The organism is Dactylosporangium sp. NPDC051484 (assembly GCF_040689395.1).
In the GTDB taxonomy this organism is placed as follows: domain Bacteria; phylum Actinomycetota; class Actinomycetes; order Mycobacteriales; family Micromonosporaceae; genus Dactylosporangium.
Window position 1 is genome coordinate 524,727 of sequence record NZ_JBFAZX010000001.1, and the last position, 17,736, is coordinate 542,462.

The 17,736-nt window shown below is 71.9% G+C and carries 13 protein-coding genes and 2 pseudogenes; 10 read left to right on the top strand and 5 right to left on the bottom strand.

Annotation, left to right across the window (positions count from 1 at the left end):
* Positions 1-63 precede the first annotated feature (63 nt).
* The 3 genes from groES (at position 64) to AB0367_RS02650 (ending at position 3,769) form a co-directional block, all read left to right on the top strand.
* Positions 64-378 (top strand): co-chaperone GroES, encoded by a 315-nt coding sequence (gene groES, locus AB0367_RS02640; protein ID WP_344616035.1) that lies wholly within the window; start codon positions 64-66, stop codon positions 376-378.
* A gap of 108 nt (positions 379-486) precedes the next feature.
* Positions 487-2,127, top strand: a complete 1,641-nt coding sequence (groL, locus tag AB0367_RS02645) for a chaperonin GroEL (protein WP_366224389.1) — start codon at positions 487-489, stop codon at positions 2,125-2,127.
* A gap of 133 nt (positions 2,128-2,260) precedes the next feature.
* Positions 2,261-3,769 (top strand): molybdopterin-dependent oxidoreductase, encoded by a 1,509-nt coding sequence (locus AB0367_RS02650; protein WP_366224390.1) that lies wholly within the window; start codon positions 2,261-2,263, stop codon positions 3,767-3,769.
* A 170-nt stretch (positions 3,770-3,939) separates the two neighbouring features.
* Here the strand turns inward: AB0367_RS02650 and AB0367_RS02655 are convergent.
* Positions 3,940-4,278 (bottom strand): annotated as a pseudogene (locus AB0367_RS02655) (WhiB family transcriptional regulator); the annotation flags it as partial.
* Between the two features lie 180 nt (positions 4,279-4,458).
* On the opposite strand from AB0367_RS02655, the gene AB0367_RS02660 reads away from it, so the two are divergent.
* Positions 4,459-5,217, top strand: a complete 759-nt coding sequence (locus AB0367_RS02660; protein ID WP_366224391.1) for a LuxR C-terminal-related transcriptional regulator — start codon at positions 4,459-4,461, stop codon at positions 5,215-5,217.
* 71 nt (positions 5,218-5,288) lie between these two features.
* Here the strand turns inward: AB0367_RS02660 and AB0367_RS02665 are convergent, their stop codons facing one another.
* Positions 5,289-5,681 carry a DUF5319 domain-containing protein gene (locus tag AB0367_RS02665; RefSeq protein ID WP_350543513.1) on the bottom strand — a complete coding sequence of 131 codons (393 nt, stop codon included), beginning with the start codon at positions 5,679-5,681 and terminating at the stop codon, positions 5,289-5,291.
* A 131-nt stretch (positions 5,682-5,812) separates the two neighbouring features.
* Between AB0367_RS02665 and guaB the strand changes: the two genes are divergently transcribed.
* Positions 5,813-7,303, top strand: a complete 1,491-nt coding sequence (gene guaB / locus AB0367_RS02670; RefSeq protein WP_366224392.1) for an IMP dehydrogenase — start codon at positions 5,813-5,815, stop codon at positions 7,301-7,303.
* A gap of 36 nt (positions 7,304-7,339) precedes the next feature.
* Positions 7,340-8,458, top strand: coding sequence for a GuaB3 family IMP dehydrogenase-related protein (locus AB0367_RS02675; protein WP_366224393.1), 1,119 nt, complete (start codon positions 7,340-7,342; stop codon positions 8,456-8,458).
* A 151-nt stretch (positions 8,459-8,609) separates the two neighbouring features.
* Here AB0367_RS02675 and AB0367_RS02680 read toward each other — a convergent pair whose 3' ends face one another.
* Both AB0367_RS02680 and AB0367_RS02685 read right to left on the bottom strand, forming a co-directional pair.
* Complete coding sequence (locus AB0367_RS02680) at positions 8,610-9,023, bottom strand: roadblock/LC7 domain-containing protein (protein ID WP_344616054.1); 414 nt, start codon at positions 9,021-9,023, stop codon at positions 8,610-8,612.
* A 2-nt stretch (positions 9,024-9,025) separates the two neighbouring features.
* The gene (locus AB0367_RS02685; RefSeq protein ID WP_366224394.1) at positions 9,026-12,067 is read right to left on the bottom strand and encodes a nitrate- and nitrite sensing domain-containing protein; all 3,042 of its coding nucleotides are present in this window, start codon (positions 12,065-12,067) and stop codon (positions 9,026-9,028) included.
* A gap of 319 nt (positions 12,068-12,386) precedes the next feature.
* Here AB0367_RS02685 and AB0367_RS02690 point away from each other — a divergent pair, with 319 nt between their 5' ends.
* Complete coding sequence (locus tag AB0367_RS02690; protein WP_366224395.1) at positions 12,387-13,643, top strand: ABC transporter substrate-binding protein; 1,257 nt, start codon at positions 12,387-12,389, stop codon at positions 13,641-13,643.
* Between the two features lie 9 nt (positions 13,644-13,652).
* On the opposite strand, the gene AB0367_RS02695 is transcribed toward AB0367_RS02690, so the two are convergent.
* Positions 13,653-14,897, bottom strand: coding sequence for a hypothetical protein (locus tag AB0367_RS02695; RefSeq protein WP_366224396.1), 1,245 nt, complete (start codon positions 14,895-14,897; stop codon positions 13,653-13,655).
* A 98-nt stretch (positions 14,898-14,995) separates the two neighbouring features.
* Here AB0367_RS02695 and AB0367_RS02700 point away from each other — a divergent pair.
* The 3 genes and pseudogenes from AB0367_RS02700 to AB0367_RS02710 all read left to right on the top strand — a co-directional run.
* Positions 14,996-15,187, top strand: a pseudogene (locus AB0367_RS02700) (cholesterol oxidase); the annotation flags it as partial.
* On the top strand, positions 15,184-16,737 hold the full coding sequence (gene guaA, locus AB0367_RS02705; RefSeq protein ID WP_366224397.1) for a glutamine-hydrolyzing GMP synthase: 1,554 nt from the start codon (positions 15,184-15,186) through the stop codon (positions 16,735-16,737). The pseudogene AB0367_RS02700 and the gene guaA, both read left to right, overlap by 4 nt.
* A gap of 61 nt (positions 16,738-16,798) precedes the next feature.
* A complete protein-coding gene (locus AB0367_RS02710) occupies positions 16,799-17,734 on the top strand; it encodes an NUDIX domain-containing protein (RefSeq protein WP_366224398.1) in 936 nt (311 codons plus the stop codon).
* Positions 17,735-17,736: the final 2 nt, after the last annotated feature.

Here is a 17,736-nt window from a genome sequence, read left to right on the forward strand (position 1 = left end):
AGCCGGCACCCGCGACGACGGCTTCACCGGGCACCGATAGCAAGCTCGATACCCCAGGAGGGTATGCCCGTGACTACCGCGACGCAGGTTGCGATCAAGCCGCTCGAGGACCGCATCCTGGTCCAGGCCAACGAGGCTGAGACGACCACCGCCTCGGGCATCGTCATTCCGGACACCGCGAAGGAGAAGCCCCAGGAGGGCACCGTCATCGCGGTCGGCCCGGGTCGCATCGACGACAAGGGCAACCGGGTGCCGATCGACGTCAAGGTCGGCGACACCGTCATCTACTCGAAGTACGGCGGCACCGAGGTCAAGTACGCCGGCGCGGAGTACCTGGTGCTCTCGGCCCGCGACGTGCTCGCCGTCATCGAGAAGTGACCTCGTTTCAACTAGAAGCATCTCACTAGAAGCAGTGGCCACCGCCCCGGACCCGTGCGCAGGCGCGAGGCAGCCGGGGCGGTGTCGCTTTGAAGGGAATCCACAAGCATGGCGAAGATCCTGAGCTTCTCCGACGAGGCGCGCCACCTGCTGGAGCACGGCGTCAACCGCCTGGCCGACACGGTCAAGGTCACGCTCGGCCCCCGGGGGCGCAACGTCGTCCTGGACAAGAAGTTCGGTGCCCCCACCATCACCAACGACGGCGTGACGATCGCCAAGGAGATCGAGCTCGCCAACCCGTATGAGAACCTCGGCGCCCAACTGGTCAAGGAGGTCGCCACCAAGACCAACGACGTGGCGGGCGACGGCACGACCACCGCTACGGTCCTGGCCCAGGCGCTCGTCCGCGAAGGCCTGCGCAACGTGACGGCCGGCGCCAACCCGGCCGGCCTCAAGCGCGGCATCGACGCGGCCGCGGCCGCGGTCGTGGCCGCGCTCAAGGACAAGGCCACGCCGGTCGCGAGCCACACCGAGATCGCGCAGGTCGCGACCATCTCCGCGCAGGACGCCACCATCGGCGACCTGATCGCCTCGGCGATGGACCGGGTCGGCCGCGACGGCGTCATCACGGTCGAGGAGGGCTCGACCCTCACGACCGAGCTCGAGGTCACCGAGGGCATGCAGTTCGACAAGGGCTTCATCTCCCCGCACTTCGTGACCGACACGGAGGCGCAGGAGGCGGTGCTCGAGGACGCGTACGTCCTGCTCACCACCCAGAAGATCTCCGCGATCGAGGAGCTGCTGCCCCTCCTGGAGAAGATCGTCCAGAACAACAAGCCGCTGCTGATCATCGCCGAGGACGTCGAGGGCCAGGCGCTGTCGACCCTCGTCGTGAACGCGATCCGCAAGACGTTCAAGATCGTCGCGGTCAAGGCCCCCGGCTTCGGCGACCGTCGTAAGGCGATGCTGCAGGACATCTCGATCCTGACCGGCGCCGAGCTGGTCGCCCCCGAGCTCGGCTACAAGCTCGAGGGCGTCGGCCTGGAGCAGCTCGGCACCGCCCGCCGCGTGGTGGTCACCAAGGACCTGACCACGATCGTGGACGGCGGCGGTGAGCAGTCCGAGGTCGCCGCGCGCGTCGAGCAGCTGCGCAAGGAGATCGAGGCCTCCGACTCCGACTGGGACAAGGAGAAGCTCAACGAGCGGGTCGCCAAGCTCGCCGGCGGCGTCGCGGTCATCAAGGCCGGCGCGGCGACCGAGGTCGAGATGAAGGAGCGCAAGCACCGCATCGAGGACGCGATCTCCGCGACCAAGGCCGCGGTGCAGGAGGGCATCGTCCCGGGCGGCGGCGCCGCCCTGGCGCAGATCGTCCCGGTCCTCGACGGCGACCTCGGCCTCACCGGCGACGAGAAGGTCGGCGTCTCGATCGTGCGCAAGGCCCTGGTCGAGCCGCTGCGGTGGATCGCCCAGAACGCCGGCTTCGACGGATACGTCGTGGTCGGCAAGGTCACGGCGCTCGACTTCGGCCACGGCCTGAACGCCGCCACGGGCGAGTACGTCGACCTGGTGAAGTCGGGCATCGTCGACCCGGTGAAGGTGACGCACAGCGCGGTCGCCAACGCCGCGTCGATCGCCGCCCTGCTGCTGACGACGGAGAGCCTGATCGTCGAGAAGCCGGCCGCCCCGGAGCCCGCCGCCGCCGGCGGTCACGGCCACGGGCACGGCCACTCGCACGGCCCGGGCTTCTGACCCGGCGAAACACCACACCGACGGCCCCGGGCGCTCGCGCCCGGGGCCGTTCGCCGATCGGGTGGCGACGCAAAAGATTAGGGACGCATTACAGGGCTTGGAGTCGCCGGGACGATCGCCGCATGCTTGGGGCGTGCAGACTCGTAGATTCGGGGCGCTCGCCGGGCTGGCCGCCGCGGCCGTCGCACTCGGCGTCGCCGAAGCCGTCGCGATTCTCACCGGGGCGACCACGTCGCCCCTGATCAGCGTCGGCGGCGTGGTCATCGACAACGTGCCGGCCGGGGTCAAGGACCTCGCCGTCTCGATCTTCTACACCTACGACAAGCTCGCCCTCACGATCGGCACGATCATCGTGCTGGCCCTCTTCGCCGCGGTGATCGGGATACTGGCGACCAGGCGCCGGATCATCGGGTACACCGGGATCGCCGTCTTCGGGGTCGTCGGCATCGCCGCGGCGCTCACCCGGCACAACGCCCCGTGGTACGCGTTCGCCCCCACCCTGGCCGGCGCGCTCGCCGGCGCCGCCGTGCTGCGCTGGCTGCTCGGCCACGAGGCGGGGTCCGCCGCGACCGTCGAGGAGCGCCGGTGGTTCCTGCGCGCCGCCGGCTACACGCTCGCCGCGGCGGCCGTCGCGGGCTTCGCGAGCCGCTGGTGGTCGACGCGGCGCGGCGTGGAGGCGGACCGGGCCGCGATCGACCTGCCCAGCGTCCCGCCCGACATGGTGGCGCCCCTGCCGCCGCAGGCCGACGCCGGCCTGCCCGATCTCGCCCCGTTCGTCACCCCGAACAAGGACTTCTACCTGATCGACACCGCGCTGGTGGTGCCCCGGCTGACCAGCGAGGACTGGAAGCTGCGCATCCACGGCCGGGTGGAGAGGGAAGTCACGATCGGCTATCGGGAGCTGCTCAAGCGGCCCATGATCGAGCGGTACATCACGCTCGCGTGCGTGTCCAACCAGGTCGGCGGCGGGCTCATCGGCAACGCCAAGTGGCAGGGCGTGCGGGTCGCCGACCTGCTCGACGAGGCGCGCCCCAAGCCGGGCGCCGACCAGGTCGTGAGCCGCTCGATCGACGGGTTCACCGCGGGCACCCCCACGGCGGTCCTGCGCGACGGCCGCGACGCCATGCTCGCCATCGCCATGAACGGCGAGCCGCTGCCGATCGAGCACGGTTTTCCGGTCCGCATGGTGGTGCCCGGACTGTACGGATACGTCTCGGCGACAAAATGGCTCGTGGAACTCGAGCTGACGTCGTTCGCCGATTTCGACGCCTATTGGATCAAGCGCGGATGGTCGGCGCAGGGGCCGATCAAGACCGAATCGAGAATCGACACCCCGCGCGACGGCGCCAATCCCCGCGCCGGCGAGGTCACGATCGCCGGCGTGGCCTGGGCGCAGCATCGCGGCATCGCCAAGGTCGAGGTCCGGGTCGACGACGGGCCGTGGCAGACGGCGACGCTGCTGCCCGTACCGTCGATCGACACGTGGCGGCAGTGGACCCTCACATGGCGGGCCACGCCCGGCCGGCACCGGCTGACGGCGCGCGCGACCGACAACGGCGGCCAGACGCAGACGGATGCCGTGGTGCCGCCGGATCCCGACGGAGCCACGGGGTGGCACTCGATCGACGTCGAGGTGAAGTGACGCGCCCGCTAGCGGGCCGCGGTGCGTGACCGGGGACTGCCGGCCGTGGTCTGCGGGCGCCGCTGCGACGGCACGCCGGGCGCCGGGTGCGTGGGGCCCGGGCGCCCGCCGGGTGCGGTGCGCAGCGGCTGCTGCGCACCGGTCGCCGGCATCGGAGGCGTCGGGCGCAGGCCCAGCTTCGCCTCCAGCCGGGGCACGTCCACCCGGGCGCGGCGACGGTCCGCGGCGTCCTCCCAGCCGAGGGCCAGTAGCCGCAGGCGCTCGCCCTCGGTGAAGCCGCCCCACACGCCGTACGGCTCGCGGCTGCTCAGCGCCTGCGCGGCGCACTCCGCGCGCACCGGGCACGCCCGGCACACGTTCTTGGCGGCGGTCTCCCGGCGGCCGCGCGATGCCCCACGCTCACCGTCGGGGTGGAAGAACTGTGCGCTGTCCCGGCCGCGGCACAGGCCGAGCCGCTGCCAGTCCCACACGTCCGCGATCGGACCGGGCAGGCGAGTCACATTCGTCATTCGCTCCTCCTTCCAGGCGTGCGGCCTGGAATTCGCGCGGAGGGCAAACCCTGTACAACGCGCGAGACCGCCGCGGGTGACGGCACGTCATCGATCAATTTCCCGTGAGCCAATCGCGGTGAAACCACGTCTAGATCTCGCCATTTCGTGTTTCTCTCTTTGAGAGAGAGGAGTACGACGGTGCGTACGATTTTGGTGTGTGTGCGAACACAGGTCGCGGCGCAGACGGTCGCCGCAGCCGCGGCCAGGCTGGGAGTGGCACACGCGGTGCGGACCGCCGTCACGATGGTCGAGGCCCTGGCGCGACTCAGCGAGCAGCCGGCCGACCTGGTGCTGGCGGACCCGACGCTCTCCCGGCCCGACAGCGCGGAGTTCTCCCGCCGCGTGCTGGCCGTGGCGCCGGCCGCGACGGTGGTCTTCTTCGGCACGGAGGAGCCCCGGGCCGCCGCCGCGGCGATCGCCGCCGGCGCCCGGGCGGTCATCCGCGTCGATACGGCCGACCCGGTGACGACGCTGGCCAAGGCGGTCCTGCTGGTGCTGAGCCAGGTCGGTCGCGGCAACGGCGAGCCGGTGCTCCAGGTGCGCGTCGGCGTGCCGAGCCAGGCTGCGGGCGGCATGGTGCACTCGGGCCGGGGGCTGCCCGCCACCGCGCGCACCGCCGTCGGCGTGCCGAACGGCCGGGTCGCCGGGACCGGGGTGCCCCAGCAGCGCGTCGACGTGTCAGGCGAGACGCCACGGCGCCGCGTCGAGCTGACCGAGCGCGAGCTGCAGGTGCTGCGGGGGATGTCGGACGGGAAGAGTAACGCCGAGATCGGCCGCGAGCTGTTCGTCTCCGAGGACACCGTCAAGACGCACGCTCGCCGGCTGTTCCGGAAGCTGGGTGCACGGGACCGGGCACACGCCGTCGCGGCGGCGTTTCGGGCCGGGCTCGTAAGCTAGCGGCGGTGCGGGCGATCCAGCGCATGCCGCAGCGCCTACCCGTCGCCCGAGAAACCTAAACGAGAGCCTGTTCAGCCGTCGTTGTCGTCGGTCGCGCTCGCGAGCGCATCGTGGACACCGTCAGCGTAACCCCGCGCATACTCCCACGTGACGTAATGGTCCGGGTCGGGGTCGAAGGCGGGCTCGTGCACGCGCGGGCGCCCGGAGGTCAGCAGGTGTTTCAGGTTGCCCCGCAGCAGGTCCCAGTCGAAATAGTGCGGCTCGTGGCAGTCCTCACACTCGATGACGAGCCCACGGACGCCTATCGCCGTGAGCAGCGCCTGGTAGATCTCAAGATCGGCAAGGTCCTCGAGAACGTCTTGGCGCTCGGCGGCGGTCAGCGGGTCGTCGGTCGCGCTGTCGTCGAGCTCGGCCGACGGATCGGCCGGGTCGCCGGCAAACGGGTCGATGGGCTCTTCGTGCACGACTCAACGGTAGCCCCATTCGGCCCCGGTGTGGGCCCGGGCACGGCTCTGCCATGGCGGGCAGTTGCGCCGCCGGGGCGGAAGTACGATGAGACGCACCCGCTGGACGACCGAGAGCTGGGATGCGCTTCATGGACTTCTCGCGACCTGACGTGCTGCCGTTGGGCCTGACCTTCGACGACGTGCTGCTACTTCCGGGCGAATCGGACGTCGTGCCCAGTGGTGTCGACACCTCGAGTCGAGTCACCCGGAACATCACCCTCCGGATACCGCTCGTCTCCAGCGCCATGGACACCGTGACCGAGGCACGGATGGCGATCGCCATGGCGCGGCAGGGCGGCATCGGCACCCTGCACCGCAACCTTTCGATCGAGGACCAGGCGCAGCAGGTCGACCTGGTGAAGCGGTCCGAGGCCGGCATGATCACCAACCCGGTGACCTGTTCGCCCGACACCACCCTCCGCGAGGTCGACGCGCTGTGCGGCCGCTACCGCATCTCCGGCGTCCCGGTCACCGACGCCGAGGGCCAGCTCGTGGGCATCGTCACCAATCGCGACATGCGCTTCTTGTCCGACCCCAACACCCGGGTGCGCGACATCATGACCGTCGCCCCGCTGATCACCGCGCGCGTCGGGGTGAGCAAGGACGAGGCGCTCGCGTTGCTGCGCAAGCACAAGATCGAGAAGCTGCCGATCGTCGACGACTCGGGCAAGCTGCGCGGCCTCATCACCGTGAAGGACTTCTCCAAGAGCGAGAAGTTCCCGCACGCGACCAAGGACGAGGCGGGCCGCCTGCGGGTCGCCGCCGCGGTGGGTGTCGGTGATGACTCCTACAAGCGGGCCCGCACACTCATCGACGCCGGCCTGGACATCGTGATGGTCGACACCGCGCATGGGCACAACCGGCAGGTCGTCGACATGGTCGCCCGCCTGAAGAAGGAGACGTCGGTCGACGTCGTCGGCGGTAACGTGGCCACCTACGAGGGCGCCAAGGCGCTTGCCGAGGCCGGTGCGGACGCGGTCAAGGTCGGCGTGGGGCCCGGCTCGATCTGCACCACCCGGGTGGTCGCCGGCGTCGGGGTGCCGCAGATCACCGCGATCATGGAGACCGCCCGTGCCTGCCGCCCGCTCGGCGTGCCGATCATCGCCGACGGCGGCATGCAGTATTCCGGCGACATCGCCAAGGGCATCGTGGCCGGCGCCGACACGGTGATGCTGGGCAGCCTGCTCGCCGGCTGCGAGGAGAGCCCGGGCGACCTGATCTTCATCAACGGCAAGCAGTTCAAGGCGTATCGCGGCATGGGCTCCCTCGGCGCCATGCAGTCCCGCGGCCAGGCGCGCTCCTACTCCAAGGACCGCTACTTCCAGGACGACGTGCTCTCCGACGACAAGCTGGTCCCCGAGGGCATCGAGGGCCAGGTGCCCTACCGTGGCCCGCTCGCCGCAGTCGCCCACCAGCTCATCGGAGGCCTTCGCTCCGGCATGGGGTTCGTCGGCGCGCCGACCGTCCCCGAGATGCACGAGCGCGGCCGGCTCATTCGGATCACCGCGGCCGGGCTCAAGGAGAGCCACCCGCACGACATCCAGATGACCGTCGAGGCACCGAACTACCACTCGCGGTAGCGGTGGTCCACACCCCGAATCCAACAGGAGCTGACAATGCGTGACGTGGTCGAGATCGGGCTCAGCAAGATCGCCCGGCGTGGCTACCACCTGGACGACATCGCGATCGTCCCGACGCGCCGCACCCGCGACGTCGACGACGTTTCCACGAACTGGCAGCTCGACGCGTACCCGTTCAAGATTCCCTGCGTGGCGCACCCCTCCGACGCCACCATGAGCCCGGCCACGGCCGTCGCGCTGGGCAAGCTCGGCGGTCTCGGCGTGCTCAACGTCGAGGGGCTCTGGACGCGGTACACCGACCCCACCAAGATCCTGGAGGAGCTGGCCGGGCTGGACGACGACGCGCGCGCCACGGCCCGTCTCCAGGAGGTCTACGCCGAGCCGATCAAGCCCGAGCTGATCGGCGAGCGGGTCAAGGAGATCCGCGACGGCGGCGTCACGGTGGCCGTGCGGGTGTCGCCGCAGCACACGCTCGCCCTGGCCCCGGTGATCCTCGACGCCGGCGTGGACCTTCTCGTCATCCAGGGCACGCTGGTCTCCGCCGAGCACGTCTCGACCACCGACGAGCCGCTCAACCTCAAGGAGTTCATCGCCGACCTCGACCTGCCGGTCATCGTCGGCGGCTGCACCAACTACCAGACCGCGCTGCACCTGATGCGCACCGGCGCCGCTGGCGTCATCGTGGGAATCGGCGCCGACGAGTGGTCGACCACCGACCGCGTGCTGGGCATCCGGGTCCCGATGGCGACGGCGATCGCCGACGCCGCCGACGCGCGCCGCGACTACCTGGACGAGACCGGCGGGCGATACGTGCACATCATCGCCGACGGCAACATCCAGACCTCCGGCGACATCGCCAAGGCGCTGGGCTGCGGCGCCGACGCCGTCATGGTCGGCGAGCCGCTGTCGCGCAGCGAGACGGCCCCGGCCGGCGGTGCGTGGTGGCACTCGGCGGCGAGCCACCCGAAGCTGCCGCGCGGCTCGTTCGGCTCGGCCGAGCCCTCGCTGGGCACCCTGGAGCGGGTGCTCTACGGCCCCTCAGAGGACCCCGACGGTGTGCTCAACCTCTTCGGCGGCCTGCGCCGGGCGATGGCCAAGTGCGGGTATCGCGACCTGAAGGAGTTCCAGAAGGTCGGCCTCGTTCTCGACAAGTAAGGCAAGTAATACGAGCAGGACGGGTCAGGGGTCCGCGCGACCGTCGCGGGCCCGGGCCTGTCCTGCTTGTGTGATGAGCGCACGCTGATCAGTGCGTAGCGACGCCGATGGGAGGGCCGGGTTTCCGGCCCTCCCATCGTTCACGGTTGGCTCAGCGGGGGAGCGCCTGCTGCAGCTCGGCGCGCAGCGCGGGGGTCAGCATCTCGCCGGCCTGCTTGGCCAGGCGGGCCATCTCGTAGCCGACCACGCCGATGTCGGCCTCGCGGCCGGCCAGCGTGGCCAGGATCGACCCGTCCCGGATCGACATGACCAGGAAGAAGCCCTGGCCCATCTCGACCACGGTCTGCTTGACCTCGTCACCGTCGAAGATCCGTGCGGCGCCGCTGGTGACGCTCACCAGGCCGGACGTGACCGCGGCCAGCTGATCGGCGCTGTCGCGGGGCAGGTGGTCGGAGACGGCCACCAGCAGGCCGTCGGAGGAGACCACCACAGCATGTGCGATGCCGGGCACCCGCTCGGTGAACGCGTTGATCAGCCAGCTCAGGTCCCGTGCTTGTTGGCTCAGGGTCACGCCGTGCTCCCTCGATGTTCGTTGATCGGCACCGTGGGCACCTCGTCCTCGTTCGCGGCCCGGTGCACACCACTGTAGAACCGGGTGAGCATGCTCCCAACGCTAGCCGGATCCGGTTCCATATGGGGGCCCGCGACCGGCTGCACCGGCTCGGGCGCCGGCACCTGGCCGGTGGGGTCCCCCGGCAGCTGGGCTAGCGGGACGCGGATGGGCAGCCCGGCGTTGCTGGTGCCGGCCGTGACCGGCTGGCGCTGCACCGGGATCGCCCGCGACGTGGCGGCCGCGTCGCCACCCCCGCCGCGGGACCACCAGCGGGTGCCCTTCGCCGGGGGCGCGACGTTGCCGCGCGCCGCGGCGCCCAGGATGTCCTCGGCGCGGCTCGGGCCACGCCGGATGCTGGCCGGGCCTCCGTTCGCGGCGTGGTTCGCCGGCGGCGTCGACGCGGCCGCCCCCGACACCGGCACACCGGCCGCGGCCGGCACCCCGGACGAGGGCGTCGCCGACAGCGGCGCACCGGTCGGCCCAGCCACCGGCGTACTGGCCGCGGCCGGCACCCCGGACGGCGGCGTCGCCGACAGCGGCACAGGCGAAACCGGCGTCGCCGGGACGGGGGCCGCGGAGACCGGCGCGGCGGAGACCGGCGCCGCCGACGCGGGGGCCGCCGAGACGGGGGTCGCCGGGACGGGGGCCGAGGAAACCGGCGCGGCCGGGACCGGTGCGGTCTGGCCCACCGTTACCGGCATCTGCGACTCGATGGCCCCGTCGGCCTGACCCGCGTTCTGGGCCGTGTTCTGGCTCGTGTTCTGTTCCGCGCTCTGTTCCGCGCTCTGTTCCGGGTCCGCCGCCTCACGAGCCGCGGCCGCCGCGGCGGAGGACGCCACGGGCCAGGTCGTGTCCGTCGCCGGAGCGTGCGGCAGTTGCGGCGCCGCGACCGCGGGCACCCCGGAGACCGGCCGTGCCCCCTCCGCGCCCTCCTGGCCGGCCGTGGATGTCGGCCGGCTGGGCAGGGCCGGCAGCACGGCGGTCGGCGCGTCGTCGAGCTCGGGCCCGGTCAGCACCGGCACCGCGCCGCCGTCGACCGGCAGCCGGGCCGCGCCGGCGATCCAGTTGGCGGCGTTGCCGTAGAGCCCCGCACCCTCGGGGGGCGCGGCCAGCAGGCGGGCCGGCAGCGTCACGTATGCCGTCACACCGCCCTCGGTGGCGGTGAGCCGGACCGAGACCCCGTGACGGTCGGCGAGGTGACCGACCACGACGAGGCCCATCCGCTCGGAGGCGGCGACGTCGATCGCGATCGGGCTGGAGACGCGCTCGTTGGCCTCGATGACGCCGGACTCGGTCATGCCGATGCCCTTGTCCTCGATGACGATCGTCGCCTCGCGGACCTGCTGGGCCGGCCAGCCCGTCACCGCCACCACCGTGTCGGGCGGGGAGAACGTCGTCGCGTTCTCCAGCAGCTCGGCGAAGAGGTGGACGATGTCGGAGACGGCGTGGCCGACGACGTAGATGTCGCTGGGCACGTCGTGGCGGATCCGGGCGTACTGCTCGATCTCGGCCATCGCCGCGAGCATCACGGCGGAAAGGGAGACCGGCTGCGCCCACCGGCGGGTCGCCTCGCTGCCGGCGAGGACCAGCAGGTTTTCGTCGTTGCGGCGCATGCGCGTGGCCAGGTGGTCCAGCCGGAACAGGTTGGCCAGCTGGTCGGGGTCGGTCTCCGCCGACTCCAGCTGGTCCAGCAGCTGGAGCTGGCGCTCGACCAGCGTCTGCGACCGGCGGGCCAGGTTGATGAACATCGCGTTGACGTTGCGCCGCATGACCGCCTGCTCGACGGCCAGGCTGACCGCGCTGCGGTGCACGGCGGTGAACGCGTCGGCGACCTCGCCGATCTCGTCGGAGGAGCGGACCCGGGTCGTGGTGTCGACCGTGACCGTCTCACCGCGCGGCAGCGTCCTCAGGCGCTGGATCGCCTCGGGCAGGCGGTGCTGGGCCACGTCGAGCGCCTGCGCCCGCAGCTGGCGCAGTGAGCGGGCCATCGACCGGCCGATGAGCCAGGACAGCAGCAGCGCCAGGAGCATGACCAGCACGATGGCCGAGGTGGCGACGATCGCGTTGTTGCGCTGGGTCGTGCTGCGTTTGCCGGCGCCCTTGATGGCGTCCTCCAGCATCTCCTTCTCGATGCTGCGGAGGTAGTCCAGCTCCTGGGTGCTGGCGCGCCACCAGTCCTCGGCGGAGACGCCGACCGCGGCGCCCCGGGCGCGGGAGATGACTTCCCGCTGTAGCCGGGCGACGGTGGAGACCGCGGACTGGCGCAGGTTGCGGTCGTAGAGGGCGAGGTGGCGGGGGCTCGCCGAGGCACGGAACCGCTCGACGGCGGCGACCTGCCGGGCCTGGATCTCCGAGAACGTCTCGAAGTCGTCGGGCGCGAACCTGCCCGCGCTGGCCGCGGCGAAGATCCGCCCGCGCAGCTGGTCCTTGAGCTCCTTGGACTGCGCGAGATCCATCAGCGAGGAGACCTCGGCGACGGACTGGGAGTCACCGCCGATGTCCGGGCGGGCCGGCACCAGGTCGAAGAGGTGCTGGATCGTCACGGAGTACTGCGTGAAGACCGCCTCCTCGCGCAGCCAGCGCGACTTCACGCCGGCGCGCACGAGCGCGAGGTCTTGGAAGTCGGCGGTGACCCGGTTCTGCGTCTGGCTGAAGGCCGGGTTTTCCAGCAGCGGGTGGGCCTGCGTGGAGAAGGCCTGCAGCGCCGCGTCGGTCGCGGCGTAACTCGCCGCGAGCTCGTCGGCGGAGTTCGGGCCGGTGGGCGCGGCGGGGGTGTTCGACTTGGCGAGAACTCCGGCCGTTCGGTCCCTTTCGATCTGCAACTGGTGGATGAGTTCGGTCAGTTGGCGGCCGACCTTGACCCCTTGGGCGAATTGACTCAGCTTCGTCGCGTCCTGCACCGAGAGGTTGATCTGCACGCCGGCGATGACGAGGAAGGCGACGGCCGGCAGGACGAGGACGGCCGCGAGCTTGGTGGGCACGCGCCAGTCGCGCACCCGGAACAGCGATGCGCTGCGGCGTTGCGGTTCCCCCAGCCGTCTCCGCCGATGGCTGTTCACCTTCATTACGACGGCCGGAGCCGGCGTGGGAGGCGGCGAAGCGAAAGTCTGCACCCCTTCACACCTTTCGCATGCGTCATCGCGCTGCCTGAGCAGCGTGCGGCCCTTATCAAACCAGGGATGCGACTCGTGTCCAACCACGTCATAGTGGCGCAGGTCACATTACTCCAAGGCGGACGGCGGGCTTGCTCCGCATTGAGCGGACGGGAAGGATACGGCCGTCCGACCTGCCGCGCACCGCAAGGAGTCTTTCGCCGTGCTCACCCGGGGTCTCCGGCCCGCAGTGACCGCCCTGGTGCTCGCGTCGGCGTTACTCATGTCGGCCTGCACGGGCGGCGACACGCCGAGATCGCGCGCGCCGGCCACGATCGCGATCGGGCTGCTGGTGCCGACCAGCGGTGCCAACGCCGCCCTCGGCCAGCAGGCCACGCTGGGCGCGAAGCTCGCCATCGAACTCGTCAACCGGGACGTTCCGGCCCAGCCGCTGCCCCTGCCGCTCGGTCCCGGCGCCGGACTGCGTAACGGCACGAAGCTGACGCTGATTACGGGCAACACCGAGAGTGCGCCGGAAAAGGTCGAGAAGGAGGCCACCCGGCTGGTCGAGGAAGGCGCCGTTGGCCTTGTGGTGGCCGACACGATCGACGTGGCGTTGCCCGCCGGCCGGGTCACCGACCTGCTCGGCGTCTCGCTGATCGACGCGCTGAGCACCTCGGACACCTTCGGTGAACTCAACCGCATCGGGCACTTCCGGATCCAGCCGAGCGACCGGCGAATGGTCACCACGGCGCTCGACCTGCTCTACCGCCAGCGCGGCGGCGGGCAGTACAAGCGGATCGTCACGGCGGCCGGCTCGCCCGCGGGCCCGCTCGCCGACGAGGCTGCTGCCCTCAAGAACTCGATCGAGGACCTGAGCCTGGCCGCGGGCTACGAGGTGGCCGGCAAGGACCGTGTCGTACCGCTGACGGGCGCCGAGGCCGGGCAGTCCGGGGGCCAGGTGACCAAGGGCGACGCGGTGCTCGCGATCGTGACCAGCGCGGCCGAGGCGTCCGCGGCGAACGACCTCGCGGTGAAGCTCAAGGGCACTGCCCCGGTGGTCGCGATCGGGCCGGCCGTGTCCGCGCTCGACCTGGTGAAGAATCCGACCGCGCTGCGGGCCGCCGGCTGGTCGAACGAGTTCGCCGCGCGCAACCCGATCGCACAGGTCGTCGCGGCGATGTACGAGCAGGCGTTTCACACCAAGCTGACCGAGGTCGCCGCGGACGCCTTCATGGCGACGCTGGTGCTCGCGATGGCGATGGACCAGTCGCTCGACTACTCGAAGCAGGCGGTCCGCAACGCCGTGCAGCAGGTGACGTTCCCGGCCACGCAGACGATCATGCCGTGGAACGGGGTGCGCTTCGACGGCAACGGCGCCAACCAGCTCGCGGCCGGGCTCGTCGAGCAGCACGCGCCGAACGGCTACCTGGTCGTCCACCCGGCCGAGCTGGCGGCCACGCCGACGCTGAACCTGTGAGCGGCCGGCTCACCCCAGGTGGGCGCGCAGCCGGGCGGGGTCGCTGCGGACCAGCTCGTTGAGGTCGAGCACGCCCGAGTCGTCCGGGCCGACGAGCCGGCGGGGCAGGAGCGGGTGCTCGCGCCGCCAGCCCTGGCGCAGCAGCGCGTACTCCACCACGACCGCGAGCAGTGCCGCCCCCATCCACGGCGGCGCGGTGGCGTCGTCCTCGCCCCCGGGCGGCAGGCCGCGGCGGGCCCGCTCAACGTCGACCGGGCGGCGCAGCAGCGTGCCCGCGAGTTCGTCGCGCCCGTCCGGGGCGCGGCCCAGCACCTCGTGCACGGCCTCGACATATTGCCTCGCCCGCCGTTCGACGTCGGGCAGGTAGGCCTCGACGGGCAGGTCGGCGAGGCGCACCCAGGGGCCCTCGGCGGCGCTCAGCGCCTCGGCGGCGAGGGCGCGCCCGGCGGCGGGCCCCAGCTCGTCCAGGGCGACCGCGTCCGGGGCGAGCGCCACGAGCGGCCCGGCAGCCGCCGCGCGCAACTCCTCGGCGAGCCCGGGGTGCCGGGCCGCCAGCTCGCCGTGCAACGCCGAGGCGTCCTGAGCCGGGGCGCCCCATCGCTCGAGCCGTAGCCGCCAGCCGGCGTGCAGATCCTCCGCCCGGATCGGGCCGGCCGTGGGCAGCGATCCGGTCGCGAACGCCGAGATCGTGCCCGACGCCAGCGGGGCGGCGGCGAAGGTCGCGAAGGCTCCGTCGATCGCGGCGGCCTTGAGCAGAGCGAGGGCCGCGTCCTCGACCGCGCCGAGCCCGCCGCCGGCCGCGGTCACCGCCGCCGCGTCGCGGATCCGCTCGGCCTCGGCCAGCAGCGTCTCGGTCGCGGCCAGCAGCCGCGCGCGCCGGTCGGCCTCCTTCTCCGAGCCGGGTGAGCGTAGCCGCTCGTTGAGCAGCTCGCGGACCAGTTCGGGGTGGCGAGAGGCGGGCAGCGCGAGCTCGTGGGTCAGGAGGATTCGCAGCTGGTCGGCGGAGAGGCCCCACGCCAGCGGCAGCCCGATGACGAGTGCCCCGCCGGTCGTGCGCACGGTCGCGGTGCCGCCGAGGTGTATCGACTGCGGCGCCGGGACATCCGCGAATTTCAGCGCGTCGAGCACGAGCGAGTGCAGGGCCGCGTGGTTGCCCGCGTCGACCGCCGGCAGCGCGGGCGGCGACGGCTCGGCCGGGCTACCCAGCAGACGGCGACCACGCCAGACGGCCAGTCCGCCGGGAAGTCTCGCCATGGTTGATCAGTCTGCCGCAGAACAGCACCGAAATCGAAGGGCCTTCCCGGTACGTTACTCCTGGGTCACCATGGGGCATGCGTTACGACGTTGTGGTGATCGGGGTGAACCCCTCGCTGACGATCACCGCGCAGACCGAGCGGGCGATGCCGATGTGGCCCAACAGGGGCGAGGCCGACCCGCGCCCCGAGCTCGGCGCACCCTACACCCCCGTGGCGGCGATAGCTCCGTCACGCCCGGCGGTCCCGGCGCAGGCACCGGCCGCGCTCCGACTAGGCTTTTCGGCATGACCACGCCGCCGCCGGTTCTCGTCGTCGACTTCGGCGCCCAATACGCACAGCTGATCGCCCGCCGCGTGCGCGAGGCCCACGTCTATTCGGAGATCGTGCCGAGCTCGATGCCGGTCGCCGAGATGCTGGCCAAGCGTCCCGCCGCCATCGTGCTGTCCGGCGGTCCGTCGTCGGTATACGAGGACGGCGCGCCGCAGGTCGACCCGGCCCTGTTCGAGGCGGGCGTGCCCGTGTTCGGTATCTGCTACGGCTTCCAGGCGATGGCCGTCGCGCTGCACGGTGAGGCTCGCCACACCGGGCAGCGCGAGTTCGGCGGCACCGCGCTGACGATCACCGGCGGGGGCGGCGTGCTGCTGCGCGACCTGCCGGCCGAGCAGTCGGTCTGGATGAGCCACGGCGACTGCGTCACCGCGGCGCCCGAGGGCTTCACGGTCACCGCCGGGTCGGTGGGCGCGCCCGTCGCCGCGTTCGAGGACACCGTGCGCCGGCTGGCCGGCGTGCAGTTCCACCCCGAGGTGGCGCACACCCCGCACGGGCAGGAGGTGCTGCGCCGCTTCCTCTACGACATCGCTGGCATCGAGCCCACCTGGACCTCGAACAACATCATCGAGGAGCAGGTCGAGGCGGTCCGCGCGCGCGTCGGCAACAAGCGGGTGCTCTGCGCGCTGTCCGGCGGCGTCGACTCCGCGGTGGCCGCGGCGCTCGTCCACCGGGCCGTCGGCGACCAGCTGACCTGCGTGTTCGTCGACCACGGGCTGCTGCGGGCAGGCGAGGCGGAGCAGGTCGAGAAGGACTACGTCGCCGCGACCGGCATCAACCTCAAGGTCGTCGACGCGTCCGCGCAGTTCCTCGGCGCGCTGGCCGGCGTCACCGACCCCGAGCAGAAGCGCAAGATCGTCGGCCGGGAGTTCATCCGGGTCTTCGAGCAGGCCGCCCGCGAGCTCGACGCCGAGGAGCACGTCGAGTTCCTGGTGCAGGGCACGCTCTACCCCGACGTGGTCGAGTCCGGCGGCGGCACCGGAACCGCCAACATCAAGTCGCACCACAACGTCGGCGGGCTCCCCGACGACCTGAAGTTCGCGCTGGTCGAGCCGCTGCGGACGCTGTTCAAGGACGAGGTTCGCCAGATCGGCGCAGCCCTCGGCCTGCCCGAGGAGATCGTCATGCGCCACCCGTTCCCGGGCCCGGGGCTGTCGATCCGGATCATCGGCGCGATCGACGAGGAGCGGCTGGCCATCCTGCGCGCCGCCGATCTCATCGCGCGCGAGGAGCTCACCGCGGCCGGGCTGGACCGCAGCGTCTGGCAGTTCCCGGTGGTGCTGCTCGCCGACGTGCGCAGCGTCGGCGTCCAGGGCGACGGGCGGACCTACGGCCACCCGATCGTGTTGCGCCCGGTCTCCAGCGACGACGCGATGACCGCCGACTGGTCGCGGCTGCCGCACGAGCTGATCGCCAAGATCTCGACCCGGATAACGAACGAGGTCCGGGAGGTCAACCGCGTGGTCGTGGACGTCACGTCCAAGCCGCCGGGCACCATTGAATGGGAGTGAATCCCCCTTCAGGTGGTTTCCGGTCTTGCGGCCGGTGGTAAAAACCGGACAATTGATCGACGTGACTCCTGCGTTACAGCCGCTGCGGCGCATCGCGGCTTACTGCGTCTGCACTGACGGCGACGGGTTCCTGCTGGTCCGCGCCTCGGCCAAGTCCGGCACGCCGGGCGTGTGGTCGCTGCCCGGCGGTGCGGTCGACCACGGTGAAAACCCGATCGACACCGTCGTGCGGGAGACGGCGGCCGAGACCGGCCTGTCCGTCGCCGTGGTGCGGCTGCGCGACGTGCTCGCCGACATGCGGGCGCTGCCGCCGCGGGGGCTGACGATCCACACCGACCGGCTGATCTACGAGGTCTCCGTGCGCGGCGGTGCCCTGCGCGACCGGGTCGGCCAGCCCACCGACCTCGCCCGCTGGGTGACGCTCGAGGAGGCGCAGTCGCTGCCGCTGCGCCGGTTCACCGCCGACGCCCTCGGCCTGCCCGACGCCACGGCCGACATCCGGCCCGACGGGGTGCCCGAGGTGCCGTCCTTCTACGCGGTGCCGGGCCCCGACGGCCTGCACCGGGCGCAGCGCTTCGCCGCCTACGCCGTCTGCACCGACCGGCGCAGCCGCGTCCTGCTCACCCGCATCGCCGACGGCTACCCGGGCGGTGGCTGCTGGCACCTGCCCGGCGGCGGCACCGACTTCGGTGAGCAGCCCGGCGTCGCGCTCATCCGCGAGCTGGTCGAGGAGACCGGCCAGGAGGGCAAGATCGTCGAGTTGCTCGGCGTGGCCAGTCACCGTGACGCGGCGCAGCTGGGCCCCGAGGGCTATCCGATCGACTGGCACGGCGTGCGCGCCTTCTACCGGGTGCACGTGGCCCGCTCCAGCCGCCCGGTCATCCACGACGTCGGCGGCTCGACCGTCGAGGCGCGCTGGTTCGACCCCGAGGATCTGGACGAGCTGCCATTGACCGAGGTGACCGAGGAGGCACTGCGCGGCGTCGGCCTACGCTGATC